At 66.1% G+C, this 17,877-nt stretch carries 18 protein-coding genes and 2 tRNA genes; 8 read left to right on the top strand and 12 right to left on the bottom strand.

The genetic code is table 11. From position 1 onward, the window contains the following. The coding region (locus tag Acor_RS39765; protein ID WP_218034793.1) for a hypothetical protein at positions 1 to 947 on the bottom strand (947 nt) is incomplete at its 3' end. Between the two features lie 1,134 nt (positions 948 to 2,081). Between Acor_RS39765 and Acor_RS39770 the strand changes: the two genes are divergently transcribed. Next, on the top strand, positions 2,082 to 3,269 hold the full coding sequence (locus tag Acor_RS39770; RefSeq protein ID WP_170317336.1) for an ISAs1 family transposase: 1,188 nt from the start codon (positions 2,082 to 2,084) through the stop codon (positions 3,267 to 3,269). Positions 3,270 to 3,771: 502 nt separating this feature from the next. Here Acor_RS39770 and Acor_RS39775 read toward each other — a convergent pair. From Acor_RS39775 to galU, 9 genes are all read right to left on the bottom strand, one after another. Continuing rightward, positions 3,772 to 4,320, bottom strand: a complete 549-nt coding sequence (locus Acor_RS39775) for a MerR family transcriptional regulator (protein WP_155341943.1) — start codon at positions 4,318 to 4,320, stop codon at positions 3,772 to 3,774. 10 nt (positions 4,321 to 4,330) lie between these two features. Next, positions 4,331 to 5,191 carry an SDR family NAD(P)-dependent oxidoreductase gene (locus Acor_RS39780; protein WP_155341944.1) on the bottom strand — a complete coding sequence of 287 codons (861 nt, stop codon included), beginning with the start codon at positions 5,189 to 5,191 and terminating at the stop codon, positions 4,331 to 4,333. 403 nt (positions 5,192 to 5,594) lie between these two features. After that, a tRNA-Ala gene (locus Acor_RS39785) sits at positions 5,595 to 5,668 on the bottom strand. A 49-nt stretch (positions 5,669 to 5,717) separates the two neighbouring features. After that, positions 5,718 to 6,413, bottom strand: coding sequence for a divisome protein SepX/GlpR (gene sepX, locus Acor_RS39790; protein ID WP_155341945.1), 696 nt, complete (start codon positions 6,411 to 6,413; stop codon positions 5,718 to 5,720). A gap of 179 nt (positions 6,414 to 6,592) precedes the next feature. After that, a complete protein-coding gene (locus Acor_RS39795) occupies positions 6,593 to 7,231 on the bottom strand; it encodes a GNAT family N-acetyltransferase (protein ID WP_155341946.1) in 639 nt (212 codons plus the stop codon). A gap of 129 nt (positions 7,232 to 7,360) precedes the next feature. Then, the gene (locus Acor_RS39800) at positions 7,361 to 7,852 is read right to left on the bottom strand and encodes a MogA/MoaB family molybdenum cofactor biosynthesis protein (protein WP_246239802.1); all 492 of its coding nucleotides are present in this window, start codon (positions 7,850 to 7,852) and stop codon (positions 7,361 to 7,363) included. Beyond that, positions 7,849 to 8,316: a cyclic pyranopterin monophosphate synthase MoaC gene (gene moaC / locus Acor_RS39805; RefSeq protein ID WP_155341947.1), complete on the bottom strand. Its 468-nt coding sequence runs from the start codon at positions 8,314 to 8,316 to the stop codon at positions 7,849 to 7,851. The genes Acor_RS39800 and moaC overlap by 4 nt, the downstream gene beginning before the upstream one ends. Continuing rightward, on the bottom strand, positions 8,313 to 9,497 hold the full coding sequence (gene glp / locus Acor_RS39810) for a molybdotransferase-like divisome protein Glp (protein WP_155341956.1): 1,185 nt from the start codon (positions 9,495 to 9,497) through the stop codon (positions 8,313 to 8,315). The genes moaC and glp overlap by 4 nt, the downstream gene beginning before the upstream one ends. A 4-nt stretch (positions 9,498 to 9,501) precedes the next feature. After that, positions 9,502 to 10,410: a UTP--glucose-1-phosphate uridylyltransferase GalU gene (galU, locus tag Acor_RS39815; RefSeq protein ID WP_155341948.1), complete on the bottom strand. Its 909-nt coding sequence runs from the start codon at positions 10,408 to 10,410 to the stop codon at positions 9,502 to 9,504. Between the two features lie 25 nt (positions 10,411 to 10,435). Here galU and Acor_RS39820 point away from each other — a divergent pair, with 25 nt between their 5' ends. From Acor_RS39820 to mscL, 6 genes are all read left to right on the top strand, one after another. Beyond that, positions 10,436 to 11,020: a 5-formyltetrahydrofolate cyclo-ligase gene (locus tag Acor_RS39820; protein ID WP_155341949.1), complete on the top strand. Its 585-nt coding sequence runs from the start codon at positions 10,436 to 10,438 to the stop codon at positions 11,018 to 11,020. An 18-nt stretch (positions 11,021 to 11,038) separates the two neighbouring features. Further along, positions 11,039 to 12,544, top strand: coding sequence for a potassium/proton antiporter (locus Acor_RS39825; RefSeq protein ID WP_308805724.1), 1,506 nt, complete (start codon positions 11,039 to 11,041; stop codon positions 12,542 to 12,544). A gap of 87 nt (positions 12,545 to 12,631) precedes the next feature. Continuing rightward, complete coding sequence (locus Acor_RS39830; RefSeq protein ID WP_155341950.1) at positions 12,632 to 12,943, top strand: FmdB family zinc ribbon protein; 312 nt, start codon at positions 12,632 to 12,634, stop codon at positions 12,941 to 12,943. A 114-nt stretch (positions 12,944 to 13,057) separates the two neighbouring features. Continuing rightward, complete coding sequence (locus tag Acor_RS39835) at positions 13,058 to 13,864, top strand: S-methyl-5'-thioadenosine phosphorylase (RefSeq protein WP_155341951.1); 807 nt, start codon at positions 13,058 to 13,060, stop codon at positions 13,862 to 13,864. A 436-nt stretch (positions 13,865 to 14,300) separates the two neighbouring features. Continuing rightward, the gene (locus tag Acor_RS39840; protein WP_155341952.1) at positions 14,301 to 15,050 is read left to right on the top strand and encodes a CpaB family protein; all 750 of its coding nucleotides are present in this window, start codon (positions 14,301 to 14,303) and stop codon (positions 15,048 to 15,050) included. A gap of 35 nt (positions 15,051 to 15,085) precedes the next feature. Next, the gene (mscL, locus tag Acor_RS39845; RefSeq protein WP_155341953.1) at positions 15,086 to 15,484 is read left to right on the top strand and encodes a large conductance mechanosensitive channel protein MscL; all 399 of its coding nucleotides are present in this window, start codon (positions 15,086 to 15,088) and stop codon (positions 15,482 to 15,484) included. A gap of 86 nt (positions 15,485 to 15,570) precedes the next feature. Here the strand turns inward: mscL and Acor_RS39850 are convergent, their stop codons facing one another. Both Acor_RS39850 and Acor_RS39855 read right to left on the bottom strand, forming a co-directional pair. Beyond that, entirely contained in the window at positions 15,571 to 16,674 is a 1,104-nt protein-coding gene (locus Acor_RS39850; RefSeq protein ID WP_246239805.1) for a M15 family metallopeptidase, read from the bottom strand. 113 nt (positions 16,675 to 16,787) lie between these two features. Then, positions 16,788 to 17,108, bottom strand: coding sequence for a hypothetical protein (locus tag Acor_RS39855; protein WP_170317337.1), 321 nt, complete (start codon positions 17,106 to 17,108; stop codon positions 16,788 to 16,790). 260 nt (positions 17,109 to 17,368) lie between these two features. Between Acor_RS39855 and Acor_RS39860 the strand changes: the two genes are divergently transcribed. Further along, positions 17,369 to 17,441: transfer RNA gene (locus Acor_RS39860), tRNA-Arg, on the top strand. The last annotated feature ends 436 nt before the right edge of the window (positions 17,442 to 17,877 follow it).

Raw genomic sequence — 17,877 nt, forward strand, 5'->3', positions numbered from 1 at the left:
AGAGGGGTCCCGCCGAACAGGTCGAGGAAGCGCACGGGCACGTTCGTGGCCAAGGGGCTGCCCAGCGCCGCGTACTCGGCCGCGTTCAAGCCGTACTTGGCGCCGCCGACGGTCACGTAGATGGAGCCGTTGGCCGCGTTGCGCAAGTAGGTGCCGTTCCGCGGGGACTGCGGGAGGCTCTGCAGCCAGCCGTCGGGGACGGCGGTCATCGGGGCGCCACCGTAGCCGGACGCCGTCAGTTCCGCCGGGTTGATGAAGCTGACCGGCGCGCCGCCGGCGATGACCGCGATGGTCCCGCTCGGCTCGCGGTAGAGCGCCCCTTCGACCGCGCTGCCAGGCACGTCGGAAATCACGTTGGAGTATCGGTAGGCGCTGTAAACGGACGCGGGGTGGCCGCCGATCCTCCCGCTGAATGTCCTGTTCGTTTCGTGCTCCGGGGGAGCGCTCCCGTCGGCGCCGCCGCCGAAACTGAAGACCGAGAAATGGACGTGATCCGATTCCCAGCGGTCGAACAGGACCGCATGATGTTCGCCGTTCGGCCCGTTGACCACATTGAGGAAGTCACCCGGCCGCAAGTCGGTCGAACTGGACGGATGCGCGCTGATCAGTGAAACTCCGGGCGCCGTTCGCAGCGTCGTGGTGTTGTAGCTCGTGTTCATGTGCAGCGCCATCGACACCGCCCCCGAACAATCCGGACGGTAGTTTTTGCCCTGCATGTCGGGCGCGCCGGTCTTCCCACTGCTGTCGTACCGGATGTAGGGCCGCCGGTTGACCCAGTCCCAGGCGCGTGCGATCAGCTCCGACTGGGTGATCTGACCACCGACGGTGGATGCGGCCGAGGCGTGCGAGGCCTGGATCACGCCCAGGCCGAGCGTGCAGGTAACGACCACTAGAACGAATGCGAAGAGCTGGGCCAGGTGACGGCGACAACGCCCGATGAGGTTCATAATTTTCCTTCCGATCCCACTGTCGGGAGAAGGGCTTCGATTGCCACCTCACTTTCAACGGAGGGGCTCTAATTCGCCTATAAAGAATCTGTAGATCGAAGACAGCCGGGCTGAAGCGCCCACTGGCAGCGAATGCTCGCCGCGCCGATGATCGGCTCGGTCACCATGTCCAGCACGGCGTCCTGGTGGCACTCGAGGATGCGGAGCGCCCTGCCGACCGGCCCGAGCTAGGTTCTTGGGCGCGGTTTAGGTCAACCTCGCCAGCCCGCGCCTGATGGAGATCCGCTCATCATCCTTCGATCTGTGCCGGTGCCTGGGAAGCGGAACTGGGATGGAGCCCGGCGAAGCACTTCACCCCTCGGAGGCCGGGGCAGAGGCAGGGATGTAGCTCGCGACGGGGCCGTAGAGGCAGCCGCCGCGGCGCTCGACCGCCTCGATGCGAACCCGGACCGGTGCGCCCTGCCGACCAACACAGTCAAGGCTTATCGCCGCCAGGCCCGCGCCACTCATCTCGGGTTCCCCTGCGCCATCCGAACGATCAGCTGATGTGTCATGATCGCCCAGGCGGTGATGGGCACTCGAATCGAAGAGGCGCCATGGCGGAGTTCCGAGCCACTAGTAGAGGCTTGGGGCGTTCGGTCGCTCGCCGCAGCGCGTGCACAAAAGGGTGGTTACCAACCATGCCCGTGCTGATTAACGTCGATAATCTTTCGGTAGCCGATAGGTTCGATTTCTTTCGAGATGCGTTGCTGCAGGAGCCATCTCCTACGCAGATCTATTGCAACCACCCCCTGGACTTCTCTGGGGAATGGGCAGCGCTCGTCTAGGTTTGGTCACGATGACTGGTCGGGTCGAAAGCCGGGCCGAGGTGCGCATTGAATGGCCAACCAGCACATCCTGCTCAGCTGACGGCAAGTCCACGACCGTCCCGAGCCACCGCCTCAGGACGTGACCCAGAGCGATTTCGAAGTCGCCTGCTTGGGGTGTCTGGGATCTTGCGTCCGATTCGTTGGATATCGCAGAGCGTGACGATCGGAGCCCAGATATGGGGATGACCTTCTGTACGGGATCATGGGAGGCCTCTACGCTCACCCACCCGCAAGAAGATCATCGGTGTCAGTCTCGCATGCTGTCGTGCCCGGAATCGAGTCGCCCGCGCTGGAAGGTGGCACTGAGCACGGCCGGGGTGCCGACACCGGGCCGGCGCAAGGGTTGCTGGCAATGCTCGCGCAGGTGAGCGATCCGCGGGACCCGCGTGGGGTACGGCATTCGCTCACCGCGGTGCTGGCGGTCGCGGTCATCACCACCTTGAGCGGTGCGAAGAACCACCGGGAGATGGGTGACCACGCCGATGACCTGCCACAGGACCTGTTATGGCTGGCCGGAGCCCGCTTCTGCCCCTCCCATGGCCGATATCGCGCCCCCAGCGGCAGCACCCTGTATCGCGTCCTGACCAGCCTGGACGCCGCGGAACTGGACCTGCGGGTCGGGACATGGCTGCGCGAGTTCGCCGCAGGCAGCCCGGCCGAGTGGGTGGTCGCGCTGGATGGCAAGGTGCTGCGCGGCGCCTGGGACGAGAACGGCATGCTCACCCTGTTCTCCGCGATGCTGCACACCCACGGCACCATGCTGGGCCAGGTCGCCGTCCCGGCCGGCACCAACGAGATCACCCAGGTCGAGCCGCTGCTCGCGCCGATGGACCTGCGCGGAGCGCTGATCACCGCCGACGCCGCCCACACCCAGGACGACACCGCCCGCCACATCGTGGAAGACAAACAGGCCGACTACCTGCTCACCATCAAGGGCAACCGCCCCAACCTGCTCAAGGCCGCCATCGCCGCCCGCACCGCCCTGATCACCAGCGGTCCGGCCCACCACGTCACCCAGCAGCACGCCCGCGGCCGGATCAACACCTGGAGCACCTGGACCTGCGGCGCCACCGCCGTCGACGGCCTCGACCTGCCGCATGCCGCCCAACTCGGGGTCATCCGCCGCGACGTGACCGAGGCTACCGGCCAGCCGCTCCGCAAGGAGTTCGCGATCGTCGTGACCAGCCGCGCAGCCGACCGGCTGGACGCCGCCGGGATCGACCGGCACACCCGTGGACACTGGGGAGTGGAAAATCTTGAGCACCGCTGTCGCGACACCGTCTGGGACGAGGACGACCGTCAGGCCTACCTGGGCAGCGGCCCGCAGGTGCTGGCCACCCTGAGAAATCTCGCCCTGAGCCTGCTCCGCCGTTCCGGCGTCACCGAGATCACCCGAACTGTACAGAAGATCGGCCGTAACCCCATGCGCGCCCTCCACCTGATCGCTACGTAGCGTCACTGACGACGATCGCGCTCAGACTTTGAAATCGCCCTGGGACGTGACCAGACCCGACGAACCGGATCTCAGCTCGCCTATAGCCGACCACCACCGCGCGACTGATCGACTCCGCCGCCAATCGCACAGCATCCCGCCGACCGTTGGGCCTCGCACGCCCACCGGCCAATCCCGCACGCGCTCACAGCGGTCCAACACCACCAGCGCCCTCCGCCGCAGCCACCACATGCGCCAGAACCAGCCCATCCAGCGGCTTCCAGACCCTGGAAACACGAAATCCCGTCCAATCGAGGTGATCGGACGGAATCCCGTCAACATCCTTCAAGCCATCTCAAGAACGACTCCTTGTGGGGAGTTCACGAGTGCAGTTGAACTTGGAGAATGCGAAGCCTTGAAGATCGTTTCCCAGCGGGGAAGTGATCGTTTCCCGCAGGGGCTGTGGCCGGAGATTGGAGGGAGGCCGGACTACCGCAAGCAGCCCGGCGAGCGTCGGCGTCCCTCACTCTGCCGGGAGTGCCCGTCGCAGCGGCTCGTCCGGCAGCGCCGTACGGTCGGTACCGGTGGTGGTGCCGAGGGCCTGAACGTCCGGCCCGGTCGAGCCCCCGTACGTGGCGATCTTGTATTCGACCGCCGTGAGGGAAAGGGTCAGCTCACGGATCCGGCGGCGGATGGTGTCGCGATGTTCGACCAGCACATCGAGCCGCTCCGGCACCGTGTGCCCTCCGGCATCGACGAGCGAGATGTAGTGCTGCAGGTCGCGCATCGGCATACCGGACAGCCGCATCCGGGTGAGGAACACCAGGCGCCGAACCGCTTCGGCGTCGTAGACGCGATGACCATTACCGTCGCGGGCCACCTCGACCAGCCCGGCCCGCTCGTAATAGCGCAGCGTGTGGGGCGAGATGTCGAGGAGGTCGGCAACCTCGGCGATCGTCATCGTCTCGGGCAGATCGGCCAGGTCGGCGAGGCGGTGGATCGCCTCGACCGACAGCGGACCGTCGTCCCCAAGCGCTTCGAGCGCCCTGGTCATCAGATCGTCGGTGGCCATGACCACGAGCCTAGATGGGCCGTACCGATGCAGAGACACCCTCGAAGTCGGCGCTGCGGGCGGTCTCGGCCCACTGCTCGACCTCGTCCAGGCCGCGCCGGTAGGCACGCGAGATACGCTCGACCGCCTCGCGCCCGAGCGGCAGCCGCAGCGGCACCTCGTCGCCGTGCGCGAGGGACACGATGATCTCGGCCGCTCGCGCCGGGTCACCCTCCTGGCGGCCGTCGGTCCCGGCCATGTCCGCACGGACGTTGGCGAGCAAGTCACGGTAGGTCGCGGACGGCTCGACGAACTCGAGCACATCGCCCCCGTTGAAGCCAGTCCTGAACCGGCTGGGCTCGACGAGCATCACCCGGATCCCGAATGGCGCGACCTCCCCGGCCAGTGCCTCGGACCAGCCTTCGAGGGCGAACTTCGACGCGGAGTACGCCGACACGCCAGGGAACGACGTCCGCCCACCCTGGCTGCTCATCTGCACGATCGTCCCGGTGCCCCGCTCACGCATCGTGGGCAGCGCCGCCCGGACGAGCGCGGCGGGGCCGAACAGGTGCAGATCCATCAACTCGCGCAACTGCGCGTCGCTGACCTCCTCGACCGCTCCGACCACGGCCCGGCCCGCGTTGTTGACCAGCACATCGAGCTGACCGAAGCGCTCGAGGGTGTCGCGCACGAGGTCCGGGGCCGCGGCGATGTCCCGGGCATCGAACTTCGCGATCAGGCAGTTGTCCGGGTACTTGGCCTCCAGATCGGCCACACTCTCGGGCCGGCGCACCGCCGCCACCACGTGGTCGCCCGCCGCGAGCGCCGACTCCGCCAGTGCGCGTCCGAACCCGCGGGACGCGCCCGTGATGATCCAGGTCTGTGTCGTCATGGCGGGGACGCTATGCCTTCGAGCGCGCTCGAACGCAAAACCGACGTGACCACCAAAACGGAAGATCGTGACCGGAAGCGCAAAGGAACGTGGACCGCCACCTGCCTGGTCCGGCGCTTGAGGGTGAGTCTGCCTTTGTTCTTGCCCTGGACGGGCAGTCGCTCGCTTATACCGGCCCCCCGGGTGGCCATGCGAATTCTCCAGCATAGCCGCATAGCTGTGACCATGGAGGTCTGCACCGAAGCGACGGACGAGGCGACAGCCGAGGCGCTACGTCGGCTCGGGAGCACGCTGGCATTCTGAGCCTTCAGACCACGACCGGCGAACCCTACTGCTGTACTTCTCGGCTGTATGGGACGCAAATAGCCCCCCTGTAAACAATCACAGGGGGGCTTGACCTGGGTGGAGCTATGGGGATTTGAACCCCAGACCCCTTCGATGCGAACGAAGTGCGCTACCGGACTGCGCTATAGCCCCGTGGACTCGTTTAGGTTAGCAAACTTCCAGGGGTCTTCGCGCCATCTGATCAGTCGCCGACCGCGCGTCTGTGGTCCGCGTACTGATCGAAGACCTGAACCCGGCGCCGAGCCTCGATCTCGATGATCTCGGCTTCGCGGGCGGCCTCCTCCAGCCGGCGTCGCAGTTCACGGGCCTGACGTGCCCGCGCGGCGTACGCTCTGGCGGCCAGCTCACGCTGCTCCCCATCGATCCGTACGGCCACCCGCAGCACCGCCAGGTAACCGACCAGAAGCAGCCCGGACGGAGCCACACCCCACCAGGGCACGATCTGCACGGCCGCCGTCACCACGGACGCCAGGAACAGCAGCACGCTCCACAGCAGGCGCCTACGGCGGCGAGCGGTGATGCGCGCCCGACGCCGCCACTCCGCACGCCGGGGGTCGCCCGTGACATGCGTCACGGAGTCGCTCTCGGGGACCGCGGCAGGCGCCGGCGAACTCGACGCCTTGGCGCCCCTCGCCGAGCCACGCTCCTCCGCGAAGCTTACCGAAGCCGGGACGGCGGCTTCGACCGACGGCGCGTCCACGACGGATGGAACGTCTTCCGAGTTGTGCGCGTTCGGGAGAGGTTCGGTAAGAGTGTCACCCTCAACCGTGAACTTCTCATCCTCCACGTACACATAACGGTCGCGGCGGAGCCACATCGGGACGAGAACGCCCAGCCACATCGCCACGATCGCAAGGTAAAGGAGGACGCTGCTCATGCGATCCTCCTCCTCTGGGCTGCCTGGAGACATCTGGGGACGGGTCGTCGCGCAGATGTGCTCACGTCACGCACCGTAAGACGGCGTGTCACTGATTGACGAGCATTCGGTGCGGTGTGTCGCGAGATCGTCAAAGCTGTTCATGTAAATCGGCGCGGCAGACGGGGGTTAGGCCGCGTTCACTGGGCTTCGGTCCGGCGCGTGGCCGAGGCGTCTCGGGTACGGCGCCACTGGACGAGCAGGCCGCGAGGCGCGTCTTCCACGGTCAAGGCGTAACAGATGTGGTCGCGCCAGGCGCCGTCGATGTGGAGTTGGCGACGGCGGATGCCTTCTTCGCGGAAGCCGAGCTTTTCGACGACTCGACGACTGGCGTGGTTCTCGGGGCGGATGTTCGCCTCCAGGCGATGCAGGCCGGTGGTGAAGAAACAGTGGTCGACGGCTAGGGCGAGGGCGGTCGGGATGATCCCGCGACCGGCGACCGCGCCGTCCACCCAGTAGCCGACCTGGGCCGAACGCGCGGAACCCCACACGATCGCCCCAACCGTCAGTTGTCCGACAAAAGCCCCGTTAAACGTGACCACCCACGGCAGCGCGAGACCCTGCCGCGCCTCACGCTTGAGCGTGCCCACCATGGAGACATAAGGCCCCAGACCGGTACGGAACAGCGGCGTTTCCGGATTGCTGGGCTCCCATGGGCGCAGCCAGTCCGCGTTGCGTAGCCGCGTATCCCGCCACGCGCGCACGTCGCGCAGCCGGAGCGGACGGAGCCCCACGGGCCCCTCCGCCAGGGTCGCGGGCCAGCCGCGCAGTCGATCCACGAGTCAATCATCCTCGGAAGAGGGCGAGTCCGCCACGACGGGTGTGCGGAAAAGCACTTGGTCAGCCCGTGTACGTGTCGGCGGGGCAGCGAGTCTGGCAGCCACTGTCATAGGTTCGACCCAATTGGATCAGCCACGGTGATCACCTCCGTGGATCTGATCGACGGCATGCGCGAGGATCGGCGCGAGTACCGCCATACCGTCACGCACCCCCCCGGTCGACCCAGGCAGGTTGACGATAAGCGTGGATCCCGCCTGCCCAGCGAGCCCCCGGGACAGGATTGACGTGGGAACTTTCTCACGATTCATCTGGCGTACGGCTTCCGCGATGCCCGGGATCTCCCGATCGATGACGCGCCGGGTCATCTCGGGAGTGAGGTCGGTGGGCGTGAGACCGGTACCGCCCGTGGTCACGATGACCTCAAAACCCTCGGCGACACCGTCGCGAAGAGCCGTCTCGACCGGATCCCCGTCAGGGACGACGCGCGGGCCGGCGACATCGCATCCGGCCGAGGCGAGAAGCTCGGCAAGCAGAACACCGGATTTATCGGGATATACACCCGCCGCGGCCCGATTGGAAGCCGTGATCACCAGCGCGCGCACGACGTTGCCCCCGGTCACGGCCGGGTCCAGTCACCGGTCTTACCACCGGTCTTCCTGTCGACACGTATATCCGTGACCACGGCGGCCGGGTCCACAGCCTTGATCATGTCAATGAGACCGAGCGCGGCGATCGAAACGGCGGTGAGCGCCTCCATCTCGACCCCGGTTTTGTCGGCCGTCTTCACCTGAGCAACGATCTCGACCCCGCTGTCCACAACCGTGAGCTCCACCTTCACGCCATGCAGCGCGATCGGATGACAGAGCGGCACAAGATCAGGCGTCCGCTTCGCCCCCATGATCCCGGCGATTCGCGCCACGCCAAGCGCATCCCCCTTGGGAACATCACCAGATCGGAGTACGGCCACCGCCTCAGCGGAAAGCAGCACACGCCCGGACGCGATAGCCGTACGGACCGAAACCGGCTTCTCCGACACATCGACCATGCGGGCCGCGCCGGATTCGTCGAGATGGCTGAGATTCACAGCGGGATCACTTCCACGGTGGCGCCCTCGGGAAGATCGGTCACGTCCTCCGGCACGATGACGAGCGCGTTCGCCGACGCGAGCGCGGCGAGTTGATGGGAACCCTGCCCACGTACGGGAGCCACGGTGTCACCCGTCAGGATCGCCCGCAGATACGAACGCCGACCGGCGGGCGATCGCAGAGACGCTGTCGTCGTGGCGCTGACAGTCTCCGGCAGTCCCGCGGGCAACCCCTGCATCTGCCGCAAAGCCGGACGAACAAACAGGATAAACGACACGAACGACGAGACCGGATTGCCGGGCAGGGCGAAGATCGGCACGTTGTCGTCACCGACCAGCCCGAAGCCCTGGGGCATCCCGGGCTGCATGGCGACCTTCTCGAACGCCACCCGGCCGAGAGGAGCGAGCGCCTCTTTGACCGGTTCGTACGCCCCCATGGACACCCCGCCACTGGTGATGACCGCGTCCGCCCGGAGGAGCTGCGCGTCCAGGATGTCGAGGAACCGATCCGGATCGTCGGTGACGGCTCCGGCCCGGAAGCCCTCGGCACCCGATTCCCGCACGGCGGCCGCCAGCATGAAACTGTTGGACTCCCAGATCTGGCCAGGCCCGAGCGGCGTGCCCGGTTCGGCCAGCTCCGCCCCGGTGGAGAGCACCACCACACGCGGCTGCGGGCGGACCCGGACCCGGCGGCGGCCGACTCCCGCCAGGATGCCCAGCTGCGCGGCCCCGATCCTGGTGCCCTCACGAAGCACCACGTCACCGGCTTTGACGTCCTCCCCGATCAGCCGGATCGCATTCCCCAGCTGAACCGGCTTGTGGATGGTGACGTGCTGACTCCCCGCGTTCGTCCATTCGACCGGCACGACCGCGTCAGCACCCGCCGGCATCGGAGCCCCGGTCATGATCCGGGCGACCAGCCCGGGCCCGATCGCCCGGAGCGCTCCGTCTCCCGCCGCGACATCCTCGGTCACCGGCAGGCTGATCGGCACATTCACCACATCCTGGGCACGGACCGCGTACCCATCCATGGCCGAGTTGTCGAACGGGGGCAGCGACACCGATGCCGTCACATCCTCCGCCAGAACCGTGCCCAGCGCCCGCTCAAGATCGACCTCAAGCGGGGCCAGGGGACGCACAGTGTTCAGGATGTCGGCGAGATGCCGCTCAACCGGCTTCATGTCGCTAGGACTGGACCTCATCCAGGAATTGTCGCAGCCAGGGCAGGAAATCGGGTCCGAGATCGTCACGCCGCGCAGCGAACTGCACGACAGTCTGGAGGTATTCGAGCTTGTTGCCCGTGTCGTACCGCCGCCCACGGAAGAGGAGCCCGTGCACCGGGCCGCCTTCATCGGTGCCACGCCCGGCCAGCGTACGCAACGCGTCGGTGAGCTGGATCTCCCCGCCACGCCCCGGCGGGGTCTTCTCCAGGACTTCGAACACCGCCGGGTCGATCACATACCGTCCGATGATCGCCCAGTTGGAGGGCGCCTCGTCGGCCGGAGGCTTCTCGACCAGATCAGTGATACGCACCACATCGTCTTCATCGGTCTCGACGATCGCCGCACAGCCGTAGAGCGAGACCTGCTCCCTCGGAACCTCCATGAGCGCGATCACACTCCCGCCGTACGTCTGGCGGACCTCGATCATCCGCTTCAGCAACGGATCCCGCGAGTCGATGAGATCGTCTCCCAGAAGGCAGGCGAACGGCTCATTACCCACATGCTGCTTCGCGCACAGAACAGCGTGACCCAGACCCTTCGCCTCACCCTGACGCACGTAGTGCATCGTGGCGAGATCAACAGGTTCCTGGATCTGGGACAGGCGCTCCTCATCGCCCTTGGCCCGGAGAGCGCCCTCCAGTTCATACGCCACATCGAAGTGATCCTCAATGGAGCGTTTGTTGCGACCCGTCACCATCAGCACGTCGAGCAGTCCGGCGGAGACCGCCTCCTCGACGACATACTGGATGGCCGGCTTGTCGACGATCGGCAGCATCTCCTTCGGTGTGGCCTTGGTCGCGGGAAGGAACCGCGTCCCAAGGCCAGCGGCGGGGACAACGGCTTTCGTCACGGAGTCGAAGTCTGCACCCATGAATCGAACCCTAGTGGAGGCGTCTTTGGACAAGTCGAAGCTCCGTCGTGAAATTCTGAGTGAACGATCACGCATTGATGAGATTTCGCGCCGTGAGAGTGCCCGCGCCATCAGGGAGAACCTGCTCGACCAGCCCTGGGTGCAGATGGCCGGACTGGTCGCCGGATACTGGTCGATCGGCACCGAGCCCTCGACGCACGGACTCGTGTTCGCCCTGTGGAAACATGGGGCGACGGTGATCCTCCCTGTTCTGCGGCCCGACAGCGATCTGGACTGGGCGGTGTACGACGGCCCTGATTCAGTCGCGCCGGGGCCGTTCGGAATCATGGAGCCGGTGGACACCCGGCGAGGTGTGGACACGATCCGCACCGCGGCACTGGTGATCGTCCCGGCGCTGGCCGTCGACCGGTCGACGGGGATGCGCCTGGGCCGTGGCGGCGGCTCGTACGACCGGGCGCTGGCGCGCGTGGGCCCGAATGTGCCCACGGTTGCGTTGCTGCACGAAGGAGAACTGATCAACGGCGTCCCAAGCGAACCGCACGATCGCCCCGTTCGGTACGCGGCGTTGCCATCGGGACTCTTTGTGACAGGTGTGACAGAATTGTCATAAAACGAGAAGGGGGACCGGGTGCAGCTGGAGCTCGACGGCTGGCTTCTTGTCTCCGCGGTGATCGTGATAGCGGCGATCGCGTCCGTCCGGATCGCCCATCGCACCGGCCTGCCCTCTCTGCTCATATATCTGGGACTCGGCCTGCTCCTCGGCGAATCCGGGATCGGCCACATCCACTTCGAGGACGCCACGCTCGCCAAGCAGCTGGGGTTGATCGCGCTGGCGGTCATCCTGGCCGAGGGTGGCCTGACGACGAACTGGGAACACGTTCGCAAAGCCGTACCGACCGCGTTGGTGCTGGCCACGATCGGGGTGGCGATCAGCATCTGGGTGCTGGCCTTCGCCGCGCACGGGCTCCTCGACATGGACTGGCGTTCCGCGCTGCTCCTGGGCGCGATCCTGGCGTCGACCGACGCGGCGGCGGTCTTCTCGGTTCTGCGCAGACTGCCACTCCCGCCCCGGCTCGCCGGGACTCTGGAAGCGGAATCCGGTTTCAACGACGCACCGACCGTGATCATCGTCATTCTGCTGAGCCAGGTCAACGCCCCGGACCCGTCCGTGTGGAACGTTCTCGTCACTTCGGCCTTCGAGCTCACCATCGGCGCCGCGGTCGGCCTGGCGGTCGGCCCCGCCGCCGTATACCTGTTGCGCCGAGTCGCACTCCCCGCATCCGGCCTGTACCCAATCGCCGTAATGGCGATCGCATTCCTCGCATACAGCGGAGCGGTGGTCGCCCACGGCAGCGGCTTCCTCGCCGTGTACGTGGCCGCGCTGATCATCGGCAACAGCCGGCTCCCCCACCGCTCGGCCACCCGCGGCTTCGCCGAAGGCGCCGCCTGGCTCGCCCAGATCGGCCTTTTCGTGATGCTCGGCATGCTCGCCAGCCCCTCCGAACTTCCGTCTGCCGTGGTCCCCGGCCTGGTGGCCGGCCTCGCTCTGGTCCTGCTCGCCCGCCCGCTCTCGGTGATCGGTTCCGTCGCCCTGGTACGGCTGGCGCGGATCGGCCGAGTGACCTGGCGGGAACAGATCTTCCTGTCCTGGGCGGGACTACGCGGCGCGGTCCCGATTGTGCTCGCGACCATCCCCTGGGCGGCGAGCGGTCAGGCGGGCATGTTCAACGTGGTCTTCGTCATCGTGATCGTCTTCACCCTGGTCCAAGGCCCGACCCTCCCCTTCCTCGCCAGGCTGCTCGGCCTGTCGGCGGAAGGCGAGGCCCGTGACCTGGACGTCGAATCGGCCCCCCTGGAGGAGCTCAACGCCGACCTCCTGCAGGTCAGAATCCCGTCCGGCTCGAAAATGCATGGCGTCGAAATCTTCGAACTCCGCTTGCCCACCAATGCCGCGATCACCATGGTCGTCCGCGACGGCCGCTCCTTCGTCCCCGGCGACACCACCCGCCTCCGCGCGGAGGACCAGCTCCTGGTGGTGACCACGGCGGCCCAGCGCGATACCGTCGAGCGTCGTCTGCGCGCGGTCAGCCGAAGAGGCAAACTCGCAGGCTGGTACGGCGAAAGCGGGGACTAAACACCCGTCAAGTTCTGTTTCAACGTCTCAGTTGGCTTAGTATTAGCAGTCGCACCGGTCGAGTGCCAGTTCACGAGGAGGAGCGCGGTGCCCACGTATCAGTACGCCTGCACCAGTTGTGGTGAGCAGCTCGAGGTCGTCCAGAAGTTCACGGATGACGCCCTCACCGAATGCCCGGCGTGCCAGGGCCAGCTCCGCAAGGTCTTCAACGCCGTGGGGATCGTGTTCAAGGGCTCGGGCTTTTATCGCACAGACAACCGGTCGTCGAGCTCATCCGCCGCTACATCGGCGCCAGCCAAGGGCGACTCTACCCCGGCCAAGGCTGACGCCAAACCAGCCGCCAGCACTTCGTCCACGTCGTCCTCTACTTCCTCTTCCTCCTCGACCTCGGCCGCCTGAACCACCTGAGCGGCCCGGGTCACCCGGAGGCCTGGTTATCCACAGGACGGTGGTTATCCACAGGTCCGCATCTGGGCCAGGACGACGACGGCTGGATTCGCTAGGGTCGGCGACATGGTCAATCGCGTGGACATCGGGGTCATTGGCGGCTCAGGGTTCTACTCCCTCCTGGACGACGCTGAGGAAGTTGACATCTCGACGCCCTATGGGCCTCCCAGCGACAAAGTGACGCTTGGGAAGATCGGCGGGCGTGGGGTCGCGTTCGTTCCTCGACATGGGCGTGACCATTCGTTCCCGCCACATCGGATCCCTTACCGGGCGAATCTCTGGGCGCTGCGGTCGCTAGGGGTGCGACAAGTGATCGCTCCCAGCGCGGTGGGGTCGTTGAAGGCCGAAATCGGACCTGGCGCGTTAGTGGTTCCCGATCAGCTAGTTGACCGGACGTCGGGGCGGGTGCAGACCTTCTACGACGCCGGTGGCGCGGTGCACGTCTCGTTCGCCGATCCCTACTGTCCTGCTGGACGCTCGGCGGCCGTTGGTACGGCTCGCGACGCGAACTGGGACACGGTCGACGGTGGAACTCTGGTCGTCATCGAAGGCCCTCGGTTCTCCAGCAGGGCCGAGTCCCGTTGGTTCTCCAGCGCGGGATGGTCGATCATCGGGATGACTGGGCATCCGGAGGCGGTCCTCGCTCGTGAACTGGCCCTTTGCTATACGACTATGGCGCTGGTAACTGATCATGACGCCGGGGTTGAGGCCGGCGAAGGTGTCACTCACGACGAGGTGCTCGCGTTCTTCGCCGCCAAAATCGAACGAATGCGGTCGCTGGTCGCGGATGTGGTGCAGGCCCTGCCGGAAGAGCGCGAATGCGCATGCGGAAACGCCCTAGACGGGATCAAGCTCCCCTTCGAACTTCCCTAGCCGTCCGTTGACATCAACTTCTACTCGCGCCATTCGTCTCTGACGGGCTCTGCGAGGCCACTGCCTGGTGGGCGATTCCGTCTGATTGCCTGTAGCTGACGGAGTCCATCGGCCCATGTGTTGCCTGCCTCGGCGGAGTGGATCACAGGACGCCGGGGCGGGAGCCTGCCGCAGGGCGTGGCGGTCGCCACAGGGCTTGGCGATCTCGTAAAACGTGCGGCCTTGTCACGGAATGTGCCGCGCCTCTTTGGCGTCGGCTCGGTGAGGGTCCCCTGGCTTGGCAAGCCGAGACACGCTCAGGGGCCATGTTCTAGTCGTCATCTGCGCGGCCCCGAACCCACCAGCAGGTCCGGCGCACCTACGCGCTTCCTGGTGAAGTCCGCGCTCTTTCCTACAACGACCAGTTGATGGCCGACATCCCATTCGGAGTTCGATCATGCGTGCTTTGGTCCGGTTCTTTGGGCGCAGGCGCCGTCTGCTCGCCGCGATGCTCGCGGGATCCTCGGTCGCCTGTGCTCTTCTCGCGGTGAGCGGGTCGAAGGGAGTCGATGTGCTGGCCGCCGCACGAGATCTGCCCGGCGGTCGCCTGTCGGCAGGCGACGTCGTGGTGCTGCGGCTTCCCTCCACGGCGCTGCCGGATGGAGTCCTCCGGCCTGGCGTCTCCGTGGCAGGGCGGGTTCTCACCGGCCCGATACGTCGCGGCGAGCCGATGACCGACGTGCGGTTACTCGGCCGCGGACTGTTAGCCGGTCAGAGTCCCGGCGTAGTCGCGACGCCTGTTCGGATCGCTGATGCCGATGCCGCTCAACTGGTGTCACCGGGGGACGTCATCGACGTTCTGGCAGCTACCAGCGGATCCTCCTACCCGTCGCTCGGGAACACAGCGGGGATCGGAACTGGCTTCGTCAGCGACAACAACGGGCCCGGGCCTGAGCAACCGAATGCCGAAAGCGGCGACGCTGATGGTGTGGTGAACACCATAGACATCGTTCCCGCCGGAGCTGCAAGCAGCCAATTCGACGGCGGCGGCCAGGTCGTCAGCCGGGTCACCGTCCTAGCCGGGACCGCCGCCGGCGATCGATCCGAGGGCGCGCTCCTGGTGTTGGCGACGACTTCGTGGCAGGCCGCTCAGCTGGCTTTCGCGCAGTCTCATGGTCAGCTCTCCATAGCCATCCACCCTCGGTAACTTTGGGGCGTCATATACGGACACGAGAGGTGACCATGGGCGGATTCAAGAAGTTCCTGCTGCGCGGCAACGTCATCGAGTTAGCCGTCGCGGTGGTCATCGGCACGGCGTTCACGGCCATCGTCAACTCATTCGTAAGGGACCTCCTGACGCCCGCCATCTCTGCGATAGCCGGCAAACCTGACTTCGGAAGCCTCGAGCTGCAGATAGGAAGCGCCTCGATCACCTACGGGAACTTCCTCAACGCCCTAGTGTCGTTCCTTATCGTCGCCACGGTGGTCTACTTCTTCATCGTCAGACCGTACGAGCTGCTCATGACGCGGTTCAGGCCGACCGAGAAAGAGACTCGGGACTGCCCCGAATGCCTGACCGAGGTTCCGAAGGCCGCCACCCGATGCAGCGCTTGTACGACGCAGCTCACGCCGGTGTCATAGCGCTTCTGCAGGAACCAGAGTCCGCTCGGGTGCGGGGGTTGGGGCGGTAGCCGTACAGCGGGCCTCGAACCGGCTGTAGGGGGCGTTCAGAGGAGGGAGCCGACCTTCGGGTCATACTCCCAGTGCCAGGGTTCGAAGGGGCTGACGTAGGCCCAATCCGGGTGAATCCAGCCGAAGCGCTTGCCGTTCTGCTCCAACCAAACAAACTCGGTCGACTTGTACACACGGATAGGACCGCAGAAGTCGACGGCGAGCCCCAGCCCATGGTTGCTCCGCCCGGGGATGGCGGCCAGCCCAGGTCGCTGGTAGTAGACGATCTGCTGGTCGCGCAGGCTCCGGTAGCTGTCGACCACACAAAGCGGCTGCCCGAAGCGCTTCTTGTACGCGAGGTTCAGATCAGCGAACGCGATCGCAGCGTCCGCCCGGAGTTCCTCACCCTTGAACGGCAACGGGCAGAGCATGTTCCTCGGCAGCAGCCCGTTGGCGAACTGATCAGCGAGAACCACCCGGGTGGGGTCACATGCTCCCCCGCCCCGCTTCACGCCCAGCTTCGCCAACGCGGTCGTAAGCGACTTGACCGTCTGCGTGGACTGCTTCCGCAATGTGTCGATCTCGAAGGCGAGCTGAGCTTCCTGCAGCAGCTTGGTCGCGCGTAAGTCCTGCGACTCCGTGGCCAGCCGTTCCCGCTCCTCGAAGAGCTTGCCCGCGTCGGTCACCACACGGTTCCGGCCCGTGGCGAGCTGGTTGAAATCGCTCATCGTCCGCAGGGCGTTCTCCCCGTTGCTGCTGACGAGCAGCGGGCCCATGCCGCCTGATGCCGGGTCCTGGTAGATGTATTCGACCAGGTCGGACAGGGGGCGTCGGACCAGAGCGAGTTCGGCGTCCGCGGTTCGAAGTTGGGTCAGTTTGCCTTCGAGCTGACGTACCGAGGTGTCGAACTCCTTTTGGCGGGCTACCAAGGCTTTGGTCGCCTGCTCGATGCCCTTGGTGGCCTTCTCGGCTTCGCGCCGCAACTCCGTCAGCGTGGCGGGGTCCGCTTTGACCCTCTCCACAGCCGATGCCGTGACCAAGCTAGTAGTCGGCACCGTCGCAGGCTCAGCGCGAGCCGTGGCCGACACAAGCGAAGCCAGCACCATGACGACCACGATCAGACCCGCTGATCGAGGAGCTGGCACGATCGACTCCTCCATTTGCGAACTCGTGACCCCGGTCAGGCACGCACGTTACTACAGCCCGGTGAGTGTTCGGGCTCGAGTCTCCAGAGCCGTTACATACCAATCTCGGCTCGTTTTCCCGATATAGCCTAGGCGGGCCGCCGCGCATCTTCCTGGCAAAGCTCCCACAACCACGTGTCTGACCAGTCATCCGGGCATTCTGGTCCAACCGTCGGCGAAGCCGTACGAGCAGGCTGGGGCTCCCGCTGCTGCGCCGGTGCGGCCTGCAGCGGCATCGGCCGTACCTCCGTAGCGGCCCGCTTCGGCGCGGGGATCAGCCCCTCATAGACCCGATCCGGCTGGGCCGGCGGCGGCACCATGACCGGCCCCATCAACTGCGGCTCGTCCTGCCGCTCCACCGTCACCGAGAAGGCCCCGTACCCGCCCCCGTAGTCAGTGAGCTCCGCCACCAGCAACCCCAACGCCAGCACGGCCGGAGCCAACACCGCCACAACAAGCACAACAGGCCGCAGCCCACTGCGCCCTCCGCCCCGCATCCCCCGCCGTCCAGTCACGAACAGCGACCGTAACCAGCCGATCCACCCCCAGCGGCCCGCCTTGCCAGCCCTTTGCCGCACGTCAGACCACTAATGACCCACCTTCCCCAGGGTCGGGCCATATCGTGGCGCGCGGACGCCCACACTTTCGCTAGGCTTACCTCGCAGATCCCGCTCCCGTAGCTCAGGGGATAGAGCACAGGTTTCCTAAACCTGGTGTCGTAGGTTCGATTCCTACCGGGGGCACCCGACGAAAGCGCCCGTGACCTGCACGAACGATGGTCACAGGCGCTTCTTCATATCCGGAGATCAACGGCTGTCAGCCGCTGTTTGCGGTTGATCCATCCCAATGCTTGCCCAAACGATCATCCGTCTGAGGGCCTCCGCGTCCGCCCCCGCGCTGCTGCGTCCTGTCCGAAGATGCACTTGGCCCAGATCTGGCGTACAGACCAACACCAACGCCTCTTCTCCGCCGAGCCCGGGACGCACGACCAAGCCGAGGAGACACCAGCACGCAAGGCGCCAGGCGCCTCTTTGCGCAGCTCACGGACCTGTGCTCGGGTCACACAAGATCGGCCACTACAAGCACCTTACTAAAACGAGATACCACGGCATTGATGCGAGACCGGGCCGTGATTAAGCCCTGACCCATGCCATGGATTCGCATGCCACCATGAAGAAA

It is taken from the genome of Acrocarpospora corrugata, from assembly GCF_009687845.1.
GTDB lineage: Bacteria > Actinomycetota > Actinomycetes > Streptosporangiales > Streptosporangiaceae > Acrocarpospora > Acrocarpospora corrugata.